Raw genomic sequence first — 11,192 nt, 5'->3', positions numbered from 1 at the left:
GGTGTCAGCTTTGCGCGCCGACCGGTTCGAGCTGCAGCGCCTTGGCTGTTTCGGCTTCCAGCTGCGCGGCGAGTTCAGGGTTCTCGTTGAGCTTGACGCCGTAGCCGGGCATCATCTCCTTGAGCTTGGACTGCCAGCCCTTGAAGTTCTTGGGGAAGGACTTCTGGAGCAGCTCGATCATGATCGGCACGGCCGTGGACGCGCCCGGGGACGCGCCGAGCAGCGCGCCGATGGAGCCGTCCCGTCCTGCGATGACCTCGGTGCCGAACTGCAGCACCCCGCCCTTTTTCGCATCCTTCTTGATGATCTGGACCCGCTGGCCTGCCGTGATGAGTTCCCAGTCGCCGTCGCTGGCTTCCGGGTAGTACTCGCGCAGGGCCTCGACCTTGTCGCCGTGGCGCTTGGCGACCTCCCTGATCAGGTAGGCGGTGAGGTCCATGTTGTCCTTGGCCACGGCCAGCATCGGTACGATGTTGGAGGGCCGGATGGACAGCGGCAGGTCCAGGTAGGAGCCGTGCTTGAGGAAGTTGGTCGAGAAGCCGGCGTACGGGCCGAACAGCAGGGAGCGCTTGCCGTTGACGAAGCGGGTGTCCAGGTGCGGCACGGACATGGGCGGGGCCCCCACGGACGCCTGGCCGTAGACCTTGGCGCTGTGCTGGGCGGCGAGCGTCTCGTCGGTGCAGCGGAAGAACTGGCCGGAGACGGGGAAACCGCCGTAGCCCTTGCTTTCCGGGATCCCGGAGGCCTGCAGCAGGTGCAGGGCGCCGCCGCCGGCGCCCACGAAGACGAACTTCGCGTGGACCGAGCCGTGTTCGCCGGATTCCGGGTGCTTGATCGCGAGGTCCCAGCCGCCGTCGGACGCCTTGGCGATGCCGGTGACGTTGTGGCCGTAGTTGATTTCCGCGCCGTTGTTGCCGAGGTAGCCGGTCAGCTCGCGGGTCAGGGCGCCGAAGTCGACGTCGGTGCCCTCCGCGGCGCGCGTTGCCGCGATGTGCTGCTTCGGGTCCCGGCCCTTGACGATCAGCGGGGCCCACCTGGCGATCTGGGCGTGGTCCTCGGAGTACTCCATGGAGCGGAACAGCGGGTTCCGCGAGAGCGCCTCGTAGCGGGTGCGCAGGAACTTGACGTTGGCCTCGCCGATCACGAAGCTCATGTGCGGAACGGTGTTGATGAAGCCCTTGGGGGAGCCGATCAGCGAGTTGCTGATCAGGTGGGACCAGAACTGCCGGGACAGCTGGAACTGTTCGTTGATGGCAAGCGCCTTGCCGGGATCCACCGAGCCGTCTTTGGCGGCGGGGGAGTAGTTCAGTTCACACAGCGCGGCGTGGCCGGTGCCCGCGTTGTTCCACGGCCCGGAGCTTTCGAGTCCCGGTTCGTCCAGGCGCTCGAACAGGGAAATGGTCCAGTTCGGCTCAAGCTGCTTGATGAAAGCACCGAGGGTGGCGCTCATGATGCCGCCGCCAATCAGGACGACGTCGGCATGGTTGGTCTTGGAAATGAAAGTCACGATCAGTCTCCGTTTAGCAGCGGCTCTGGCTGTCAAAGAATATCCCCGCACAGCGCTCTAACTGAAATTGGGTCCGTCCGTCAAGGTTTCAGCTCGACCTTTGTGAAAACTTCATTTAAGACCGGCGAGGCCGGGTACTTCAGCACGCGGTCCGAGAGCGCCAGCGCCGAGATCGGGAAGGCAATCGGGACGGCCGGCACCGTGGCGGCGATCTGCGCATTGATGGTCTGGTACTGCTCGGTCCGATCCTTGCCCTCGGGCAGGCCGCGGGCGCGGGCGATCTTGGAAAAGACCTGGGGATCCTGGTAGCCGAATTCGCCGGTCTTCTCGCCGAAGAGCGGCCCCACGAAGTTGTCCGGATCGGAGTACGAGCCGTTCCATCCGAGCAGGTGGAGGGCGTGGTCACCCGGGGAGGTGACCTTCTGCAGGTAGCCGTCGGACCAGTCGACGGGCACCGGCTTGATGTTCAGGCCGACGGCGGTCAGCTGCCTGCTGATCTCGGCGTACACCTTTTCCGGCGTGGGGAGGTAGGGCCTGGTGACGTTCAGCGGGTAGTAGAACTTCAGTTCCTCGCCCTTGTAGCCGGCCTCGGCCAGCAGCTGCTTGGCCTTGTCCGGGTTGTGCCCCAGGGCTGCCGCGGTGTTGTTGAAGCCGCTCAGTTTGGGCGGGACGAACTGGGAAGCCTGGGCCGTGTTGTCGATGAAGAACCGGCGGATCAGGGTGTCCTTGTCCAGGGCCATTTCGATCGCCTGGCGGACCTTGAGGTTCTGCAGGATGGGAATGTCCTGGTTCATGCCCAGGTACATGACGGAGAAAGGGTCCCGCTGGATGATCTGCTTGCCGCGCTTGACCAGCTGGTCGAAATTGCCCACCGTCACGGGGTCGTAGGCGTCGATCTTGCCGTCGAGCAGGGCCTGCAGCCGTGTCTGCGGGTGATCGTAGGTGACGAAGTTGATGGTCCCGATCTGCCCCTTGTCGCCCCAGTAGTCCTTGTTGCTCGCCAGGGTGACGTGGCCCTGCTCCCAGGAGCCGAAGACGTAGGGGCCGGTCCCCACCGGGTGCAGGGCATAGGCGGACATGGGCTGCCCGAGGCGGCTCTGGTCCAGGACGTCGGCGGTCCCGGCCGCCATGGCCCGGGGCGAGGAGATGGCGAAGGCCGGGAGGGTCAGGGCCTGGAGGAACCCGGTGAATGGCTGGGTGAGGTCGATCCTGACGCTGCCGGGCGCCAGGGCGGTGCAGCCCTTGTAGATGGAGAGCGGGGCCTGGTCCGCGTGCGCCTTGAAGACGGACTTGAAGGAGGCTCCGGGGGCCTGCTGGCGGAGGGCCTCCGGGAAGTTGAACCAGCGGTTGAAGTTGCTGCAGACCGAGGCGGCATCGAAGGGCGTCCCGTCCTGGAAGGTCACCTTCTCGCGCAGCTTGAAGGTGTAGGTCCGGCCTTCGTCGCCCTGTTCCCACGCCGTGGCGAGCAGCGGGGTCGGCTGCCCGGTGGTCTGGTCGACGCCGACGAGGCCCTCCAGCACCTGGCGGGTGATCCGGTAGGACTCGAGATCGGAAACCAGGGCCGGATCGAGGCCGAGGGGCTGGGAGGCGGTACCGAAGGTGAAGACGGCGGTGGGTCCGGCGTCGGAAGCAACGGCCGACGCAGCCGGCGACGCCGGGCCGGGACCGGCGGTTCCGGTGCAGGAAGCGAGCGGCAGCATGAGTAGAAGGGCGCCGATACCGGCTGCGATGCGGCGCGATGGGCTGCTGGGCACTCGACTATCACCTCTGGGGGAAATGGATGGGCCGCCGGGCTGCGGAACAGCCCCAGTCTAATTGACCGTGCGGTCTGCTTTACCGCGAGCAAATGTTGCGTGCAAAAGTCGCGGGCAAAAGCGAAGGCCCGCACCAGCCGGTGCGGGCCTTCACTTCTCCTGGTCGGGCCAGGGAGCCGGACTGGGCCGGAGCAGGAGTGCTGTGTGGTTCGGGTTGCCTACTTGGGCATCAGGACGGAGTCGACCATGTAGATAGTGGCGTTCGCGGTCTTGACACCGCCGCAGATGACGTTGGCGCCGTCAACAATGAGGGCGTCCTTGCTGCCGGTGACCGTCACGGAGCCGCCCTCGACGGTCTTGTGGGTGCCCACGATCTTGTCCGGGGTGATCTGGCCGGGAACAACGTGGTAGGTCAGGATCTTGCTCAGCAGCGCATCGTCGGTCTTCAGCGTTTCGATGGTGGCGGCGTCGATCTTCTTGAAGGCGTCATCCACCGGGGCGAAGACGGTGAATTCGCTGCCGTTGAGCGTGTCCACCAGGTTGACCTTGGGGTTGAGCTTGCCGGAAACGGCGGCGGTCAGGGTGGTGAGGATCGGGTTGTTGGATGCCGCGACGGCTACCGGGTCAAGGGCCATCCCGGCGACCGAGCCCTTACCGCTGGGCACCTGGGCGGCGTAGGCGGCACAGCCGCTGCCGACAAGGTTGGCGGCCGGATCCATGGCCGCGGCGGAGCTCTTGGACGGTGACGGCGCCATGCTGGACGCCGGCGGCGTTGAAGCCGGAGCCGAAGAGCTCGCCGTCGTGCTGGAACCGCCACAGGCAGTGAGGCTGAGCATGGCTGCGGCAGCGATACCTGCAATGGCGAAAGTCGTGCGCTTGATGGTCTGCATTTCGTTTTCTCCTGTGTTGTGCCGATTATTGGCTGCGGCGAAACTGCCGCCGTGGCCCTTTTCCGACTGATGGGCACCTGCCCTCGGCTGGTGTCTCAACGGGTATTCGGGGGCCCGGAGGAAACGGATGGGTGCCGGTTGAAAATTCTTTTTGGCGGCCCGCACGCCGGGCTAATCGCGTTAAACCGAAAGAACCCCGGTCCGAAGGCCGGGGCTCTTTCTCTCTGCGGATATTGACTCTGTGCGCAAGGGGGGACTTGAACCCCCACGCCCGAAGGCACAGGAACCTAAATCCTGCGTGTCTGCCAATTTCACCACTCGCGCGCGGCGCCGTCGCCCGTCAGGTCCTGGATCACTTCAGGACTCCCGACGGCGGGCGCCAGGCTCCATTGTACCTACAGCCGGGTGCCGGGGTCAGCCGTCCAGTTTCAGATCCCGGCGCAGCTTGGCGACATGTCCGGTGGCCCGCACGTTGTATTGCGCCACGGTGATCTTGCCTTCAGGGTCGATGACGACCGTGGAACGGATGAGCCCCTCGTAGCTGCGGCCGTAATTCTTCTTCTCCCCCCAGGCCCCGTAGGCCTCGGCCACGGCGTGGTCCTCATCCGAGAGCAGCGGGAAGCTCAGCCCTTCCGCGGCGGCGAACCTGGCGAGCTTGGCCACCGGGTCGGGCGAGATCCCGAGCACCTCGTAGCCTGCCGTCCGCAGGAATGCAAGGGAATCACGGAAGTCGCAGGCCTCCTTGGTGCACCCGGGCGTGGACGCCGCCAGGTAGAAGTACACGACGGTGCTGCGGCCCCGGAAGGCGTTCAGGCTGACGTCCTGTCCTTCCGCATTCTTCAGGGTGAAATCCGGTGCAGGGTCACCGGGAATGAGCCGTTCAGGCAAGATGTTCTCCTTCGCAGGGTGGCGGAACATCCCAGCCTAATGAGCGGCGGCGCGGCCGGCGAATCCGGCGCTCGCTATACTCAGTGGTATGCCTGATATGGATCGCTGGCCCACGGGGCGCCTATTGTCCACGGCAGCGCGCCTCGTCGAGCACTCCTGGAACGTGAAGCTGGGGGCCATCGGCCTGACCCACGCCGGGGTGATCGCCATGGAAGTGCTTTCCGCCAACGGACCGATGACGCAGGCCCAGCTGGCCCAGCTGGTGCGGGTCCAGGCGCAGACCATGGGCAAGACGCTGACCCGGCTGGAAGCGCACGGGCACATTTCCCGGGAGCGCAGCACCTCCGACCGCCGCAGCCATGTGGTGTCCCTGACGAAGCGGGGCCGCGAGGCCGTCGCAGAAGCCGCGGATATGGAGCGCTCCGTGCTCGCCGCCGCGTCGATCGACCCGGACGTGCTCCGGCAGGAACTCCAGGCGGTGGTGAGGGAGCTGGCGACCGGCGTCACCTCCCCGGACGTCAAGGGCATCGTCACTGACGTCGAGCCCGGCCTGGTGGCCGAGTCGACCCGCCTCAACTGAGCCTTCCCGGAGCCGGGCCGCCGCCGCGTGTCCCGCACCTGCCTGCCGCCTGCGACACCTAGGCTGGTCTCATGGACGCGAACCCACCTGTGGAGCTGGAAGGGCAGACCTCGATCAACGATCTGCTCGATGAACCCGTCGGCACCATCCCGGTCCAGCCGGCGCTGCCGATCCAGTTCCCGCGGGAAGTGGCGGCCCGGCCCGTGTCCGGCGACCCCAGGTAGTCAGGAGTCCGGCAACAAGCGGACGAGCCCGGTCCGAACCGCGGTCCGGCTCATTTTCCGGGCGTGGTGTTCCGTTTGCGGAAGGTCCCGGCGATGGAGAGTTTGTTCGAGTATTCGATGGACCCGTAGCGGAACAGGTGCACGGCCAGTCGAAGGACGAGGAAGCCGGTGATGAACAGTTCTGCCGTGACGATCACGGATTCGAGCGGGCTGAGGGTACCGAAGCCGTTGCGGAGCATGGCGGTCACGGGCGCCGAGAGCGGGAAGTAGGTGAAGATCTGCACGATCGGCGCATGCGGGTCGGAAACGATGAGGCTCACCGCGTAGAAGGGGACAAACATCAGGGCCAGGAGGGGCCCGAAGATCGTGCCGGCGTCCTTGGCCGTGGGCATGACCGCGCCGACCGCCACCAGGACACCCGTGAATACGGTGAACCCGCCCAGCAGCAGCAGCGCGCCGACCACCATGGCGCCGGGCTCGAACGTCAGGTGGGAGAGGTCGAAGTCGGGGATCGCGAGTTGTTCGCGGAAGAACAGGTAGCCGGCCACCACCGGGGTCAGGAAGGCCAGCATCTGCACCAGGCCGACCATGAACAGGGCGATGACCTTGCCGATGATCAGGGTGGTCGGGTTCAGGGTGGTCAGGATCATCTCGGTAACCCTGTTTTCCTTCTCTTCCAGGGTGCTGTTCAGCATCTGGCTGGAGAGCAGAATGATGGAGACGTAGAAGATCAGCAGGAACATCAGGGGCGGGATGACGGTGCCGATCCCGCCGGTGGCCTGGCCGTCCTTGAAGGCCTTGGATTCGATCTTGACGTTGCCGCCGGCGGCGGCGGTGAGCAGGGGGGAGCCGATTTGAGCCTGGGCGGCGGCGCCGAGGAGCTGTTTGGCGACGGCGTCGTATTTGCCGTTTTCAAAGATCCCCTTGTCGGCGCCGTAGACCCTGACCGGGGTGGTGGCCGGGTCGGCAGGGTAGGCGAAGTACGCATCCGTCAGGCCGTCCTTCACATCCTGCAGGGCCCCGTCCGCGTCGACGGCCTGCCGGCCGCCCATGGCTGCCGCGATCCCGGCAGGGATGAGTCCGGAGTCGTCGGTGTAGGCGAAGGACACCGTCGCGTTCTTCTGCGCGTCGGCGCTGGCCGAGGTGGAGGTGTTGCTGACGACGATGAGCAGGACGACGATCGCCAGCACCACCGGGATGGCCAGGGTCGCGATCCAGAAGCGGCGTTTCTTGACGGTGCGGGTGAATTCGAAACCGACGACCGTCCCCAGGTTGTGCTGTGCGAACGGCCGCCGCATCGTTGGCCGCGAAGGGGGCAGGGGCGGCTTGGGGGTGGGGGAGCGGAGTGTGGGTGTTTGCTGTGCCATGGGGTTCAGGCCTCCGCCATGCCGTGGGCTTCGCCGTAGATCCTGATGAAAATGTCTTCCAGGGATGTCCTGGCCGTAGTGAAGGCCCGCACCCCCACGCCGGCGTTGATGAGCTCGCGCAGCACGGCCGTTTCGTCCCCGCCCGGGCGGGGGGAGAGCTCGGCCAGACCGTCCGACTCGGTGACAATGTCGTACAGGGCAGAGGACGGCAGGACACCGTCGAAGCCGAGCCGGTAGACCGTCCCGCCGAATTGTTCCTGGACGTCCGCCACGGTGCCGTAGGCCCGCGAGGTGCCGTCCTTGAGCAGGATGACCCGGTCGCAGAGCCGTTCGACCTCCTCCATGTGGTGGGTGACCATGATGACGGTCGCGCCGGCGAGTTTCTGTTCCTCGATGATGTCCATCAGCAGGCGCCGGTTCACCGGGTCAAAACCCTTCGTCGGCTCGTCCAGGATCAGCAGTTCCGGGTCGTTCATGATGGTCACGCCGAGCTGGACTTTCTGCTGTTGGCCGCCCGAGAGCCTGTCCAGCGGCATGGCGGCTTTGTCGGCCAGCCCGGCCCGTTCCAGGTAGGTCAGGGACCATGCCTTTGCCCGGGCTTTGTCCAGGCCTTTGAGCCGGCCGAAGTAGACCATGACGTCCAGCACCGATTCTTTTTGTACAGGCCGCGTTCCTCCGGCAGATATCCCAGCCGTGCCCCGTCCCGCGGGTCGAAAACCTTCCCGCCGATGTGGAGGGTCCCGGCCGTGGGCTGGTAGATCCCCAGCAGCGCCCGCAGCGTGGTGGTTTTCCCGGATCCGTTGCTGCCCAGGACCCCGAAGGTCTCCCCGGACCGGACGTCGAAGGACAGGTCCCTGATGACCGTCTTGTCGCCGAAATCCATCCTGAAGTCTTTGATGTGCACCAGCGGCTCCGAGGCCGCGTCCCCCAACGTCATGCCCCCACTGTAACCGGCTGCGCCTTTGCCCCGGAGGCAGCGGCAAATGGCGCGCCGGTTGGGCAAAATGAACCCCGGCTCCGGCAGAAGGAAGCCGCAGGCCAGATCGCCTGCGGCTTCGTGTGGATCAGGCTGCGGGGGTGAAACCGGCCGGCGGGGTCGGGTCGGTCGGGTGGGCGAAGAGCGCTACGAGAGCGTCGCGGACTGCGTCGGTGGCGCCGAGGGCCGTGAGCACCTCGACGGCCACGCCCTCGGTTTGCCGGACAAGAGCCAGCAGCAGATGTTCGGCACTGATGTGGTCGTGTGCGAACGAAATGGCTTCGCGCATCGCCAGTTCGAGAGAGGTCTTGGCGAGCGGCGTGAACGGTACGTGCCCGGTGAAGTCGCTGCTGCCTTGGCCGACAATGCTGAGGATCAGTTTCCAGACGTTGTACCGGTAAACGTTCTGGGCTGTCAGGACTTGGGTTGCCTTGACGGGCGCCGCGGTGTCGCCGTCGCGGGTCAGGGCCATCAGAATGTGCTCGGTGCCGATGAAGTGGTGGTTCAGCATCCGGGCTTCGTTCTGGGCGTCGACGATGACGCGGCGGGCCTGGTCATTGAATCGTTCAAGCACCGGAAGCTACTTTCTTCATGGTGGACACCCTACTCGACGGTCGCGGCGAGCCGGCTGATCACGGAGATGCGGTTGTATTCGACGGAGCTGTCGAGGATGACGCCGTTGCCGTTGGAGTCTTTTCCGCGCAGCTCCTGGACGGCAGGGACCATGATGCAGATCTTCACGTCGGCGGCCTGGACGTCCTTGAATTCCTCGGCTGCGGCGAACGCATCCGGGTAGGAGGCGAACCTGCCCCGGGACGTGAACCGGGGCAGTGGCGTGCCGACGTCGAAGAACTCACCGTCGCGGAGCGGGAACGCGGTGATCTCCTGGCTCGGGCGGGCCGCCTACGCTGTGAGGCAGACAGCGCAGGTGCGAGCGGCCGTCGGGGACGGCGCCGGGGTGCTCTTGATGGCGTGGACGACCGCGCCATCGGTGACGCCGAGGCGGTCGAGGACATGGCCGGCGGTCGAATCTTTATTGGGTGGCAGTGGCTTTCGCCGGCCAGTCATCACGACCCGCTCGACCGACGATCATTCGGCGCGCCCGCTGGCTCCGCTGTGCCGGCCTTGTCTGCCATGCCTTGATTCTGGGCTTGCAGTGGCGGTTGGCCTTGGGTCTGACATCGAGGCGACCGTCCGGCAAGCGTGCCGCGACGACGGCGCTCAAACCGTTGTGGATAGGCTGCTCGGGTTGATGGTCCCCTCCGCCGCGAAGTCATGGCTCGAGGGACATGACGCACACCTCAGTGGCGCTCAGCCGATCGTTGTCCTGGCACTCGAGGGGTCACGCCCAGTCCTGGATGCACTCCAGACGTTTGAAGAAGGGGCCTTCGCCTAGCGCGTCTTTGCATGAATTGGTTCCGCCGCATTTCGTAGCGGCAGGGGACTGAGGCTCGACGACGCTGGCCGCGTTGGCCGGGCTGCGGGTGACGTCGATGGGGGTCTCCGGCCTATAGTGTCCCCCAAGTGACACTCCGGCGACATTGGCGCAAAACAAAACCCCGCCTCCACCGGCCGAAGCCAGTAGAGACGGGGTTTCTTTCTCCGTGGTGCACCCCCCGGGACTCGAACCCGGAACCCATTGATTAAGAGTCAATTGCTCTGCCAGTTGAGCTAGAGGTGCAGCTGTTGTTTCGTCCACCCGGGCTTTTTATTTCCCTCGTTGTTCTCCGCAACGACATGAAACTCTACACGAGTTTCGACGCTGTGTGAAATCGGCCGCCGGCGGCCGTGCGGGCCTATCCGGGGAGGTCCAGAATCAGCACGAAATCAGGGTTCTGGTTGTTGCTCAGGAGCCAGAGGCGGCCGTCCGGGGCCAGCGAAACGTCCCGGATCCGGCCGTACGTTCCTGTGAAATAGCTCACGGGATCGCCCGCGAATTCCCCGTTCAGGGGCACAGCCCAGAGCCGCTGGCCGCGGAGGGCTCCCAGATAGGCCGTGCCGCCCACGATCTCGAGTCCGCTGGGGGAGGAGTCCGCCGTCGACGGCCACACCACTTTGGCGTCCAGGAACCCCGAACGGTGCGGGGCGCCGGTGACCTCCGGCCAGCCGTAGTTTCCGCCGGGCACGATCAGGTTGAGCTCATCGTCGACGTCGGGGCCGAACTCGCTCGCCCAGAGCCGTCCGGCGCCGTCCCAGGCGAGGCCCTGGACGTTGCGGTGGCCGAGGCTGTAGACCGGGTTGTCGCCGAACGGGTTGCCCGGCGCCGGCCGGCCCTCCCGCGTGATGCGGAGGATCTTGCCGCCCAGGGCCGCCTTGTCCTGCGGCTGTTCGCGGCGCTGCGAGTCGCCGGTGCCCACGTACAGGTAGCCGTCCGGTCCGAACCGGATCCTTCCGCCGTTGTGCGTGGAGGCCTTCGGGATGCCGGTGAAGATCACTTCCGGGGCGCCCAGCTTCCACTGCCCGCCGCTTCCCTCGAGCCGGACGCGGGCGATCCTGTTGTCAGACGCGGCGGTGAAGTAGGCGTAGAGGTACCGGTCCGTCTCGAAGTCCGGTGACAGGGCCAGTCCCAGCAGCCCGCCTTCGCCGCCGGGTACGACGTCGGGCAGTTGGCCGATGGTGCCGGCCTGCCCGCCGCCTGCCGCGCCGCCGCCCGCCGCGCCGCCGCCCGCCGGGCCGCCGTCGACCCACTTGAGCAGGGCGCTGTCGCGCTCGGAAATGACGGCGCTGCCGTCCGGCAGGAAGACCGTGGACCAGGGCAGCTGCAGGCCGGCGTCGATTCGGGCGGAGACCACGGGCGCCGCCGCGCCACCCGCCGTGCTGCTGCTCATGCTGCTGGGTATGCTCCCGCTCGTACTCCCGGAGGGGGTGCCGCCGCCGCCCGGCGTGCAGGCCGTGAGCAGCACCGACGCGGCAGCCACCACCGCAACCCAGGACGCCGGAGGGCGGGGCACAGGTGTCCCCCTGTGCCCCGCCCTCGTGGCCCTCATCCGTGTGCCCATCGTGCCG

The 11,192-nt window shown here is 66.4% G+C and carries 10 protein-coding genes, 2 tRNA genes and 1 pseudogene; 2 read left to right on the top strand and 11 right to left on the bottom strand.

All coding sequences use genetic code 11. The features are described from left to right. Window positions 1-4 precede the first annotated feature (4 nt). The 5 genes from J9611_RS04875 to bcp form a co-directional block, all read right to left on the bottom strand. Complete coding sequence (locus tag J9611_RS04875) at window positions 5-1,507, bottom strand: malate:quinone oxidoreductase (RefSeq protein WP_211878206.1); 1,503 nt, start codon at window positions 1,505-1,507, stop codon at window positions 5-7. 80 nt (window positions 1,508-1,587) lie between these two features. Continuing rightward, complete coding sequence (locus J9611_RS04870; RefSeq protein ID WP_307857020.1) at window positions 1,588-3,261, bottom strand: ABC transporter substrate-binding protein; 1,674 nt, start codon at window positions 3,259-3,261, stop codon at window positions 1,588-1,590. Between the two features lie 218 nt (window positions 3,262-3,479). Further along, window positions 3,480-4,151 carry a fasciclin domain-containing protein gene (locus J9611_RS04865; protein ID WP_211878204.1) on the bottom strand — a complete coding sequence of 224 codons (672 nt, stop codon included), beginning with the start codon at window positions 4,149-4,151 and terminating at the stop codon, window positions 3,480-3,482. 242 nt (window positions 4,152-4,393) lie between these two features. Next, window positions 4,394-4,475, bottom strand: a tRNA-Leu gene (locus J9611_RS04860). Between the two features lie 90 nt (window positions 4,476-4,565). Further along, window positions 4,566-5,039 carry a thioredoxin-dependent thiol peroxidase gene (gene bcp, locus J9611_RS04855; protein WP_211878203.1) on the bottom strand — a complete coding sequence of 158 codons (474 nt, stop codon included), beginning with the start codon at window positions 5,037-5,039 and terminating at the stop codon, window positions 4,566-4,568. A 97-nt stretch (window positions 5,040-5,136) separates the two neighbouring features. On the opposite strand from bcp, the gene J9611_RS04850 reads away from it, so the two are divergent. Both J9611_RS04850 and J9611_RS04845 read left to right on the top strand, forming a co-directional pair. Continuing rightward, window positions 5,137-5,619: a MarR family winged helix-turn-helix transcriptional regulator gene (locus tag J9611_RS04850; protein WP_211878227.1), complete on the top strand. Its 483-nt coding sequence runs from the start codon at window positions 5,137-5,139 to the stop codon at window positions 5,617-5,619. Window positions 5,620-5,690: 71 nt separating this feature from the next. Next, the gene (locus J9611_RS04845) at window positions 5,691-5,843 is read left to right on the top strand and encodes a hypothetical protein (protein WP_211878202.1); all 153 of its coding nucleotides are present in this window, start codon (window positions 5,691-5,693) and stop codon (window positions 5,841-5,843) included. Window positions 5,844-5,893: 50 nt separating this feature from the next. Here J9611_RS04845 and J9611_RS04840 read toward each other — a convergent pair whose 3' ends face one another. The 6 genes and pseudogenes from J9611_RS04840 to J9611_RS04815 all read right to left on the bottom strand — a co-directional run bounded on the left by J9611_RS04840 (window position 5,894) and on the right by J9611_RS04815 (window position 11,173). Next, window positions 5,894-7,210, bottom strand: a complete 1,317-nt coding sequence (locus J9611_RS04840) for an ABC transporter permease (protein ID WP_307857019.1) — start codon at window positions 7,208-7,210, stop codon at window positions 5,894-5,896. Window positions 7,211-7,215: 5 nt separating this feature from the next. Next, window positions 7,216-8,147 (bottom strand): annotated as a pseudogene (locus J9611_RS04835) (ABC transporter ATP-binding protein). A 127-nt stretch (window positions 8,148-8,274) separates the two neighbouring features. Continuing rightward, window positions 8,275-8,760, bottom strand: a complete 486-nt coding sequence (locus tag J9611_RS22465; RefSeq protein WP_211878201.1) for a Clp protease N-terminal domain-containing protein — start codon at window positions 8,758-8,760, stop codon at window positions 8,275-8,277. Between the two features lie 29 nt (window positions 8,761-8,789). Further along, window positions 8,790-8,927 carry a hypothetical protein gene (locus J9611_RS04825; RefSeq protein WP_211878200.1) on the bottom strand — a complete coding sequence of 46 codons (138 nt, stop codon included), beginning with the start codon at window positions 8,925-8,927 and terminating at the stop codon, window positions 8,790-8,792. Between the two features lie 864 nt (window positions 8,928-9,791). After that, window positions 9,792-9,867, bottom strand: a tRNA-Lys gene (locus J9611_RS04820). 115 nt (window positions 9,868-9,982) lie between these two features. Further along, window positions 9,983-11,173 carry a PQQ-dependent sugar dehydrogenase gene (locus J9611_RS04815; protein ID WP_211878198.1) on the bottom strand — a complete coding sequence of 397 codons (1,191 nt, stop codon included), beginning with the start codon at window positions 11,171-11,173 and terminating at the stop codon, window positions 9,983-9,985. Between the last annotated feature and the right edge of the window lie 19 nt (window positions 11,174-11,192).

This window comes from Pseudarthrobacter albicanus (genome assembly GCF_018224015.1).
GTDB lineage: Bacteria > Actinomycetota > Actinomycetes > Actinomycetales > Micrococcaceae > Arthrobacter > Arthrobacter albicanus.
The sequence above is the reverse complement of the archived record's forward strand: the minus strand, read 5'-3'. Positions and strand labels throughout refer to the sequence as shown.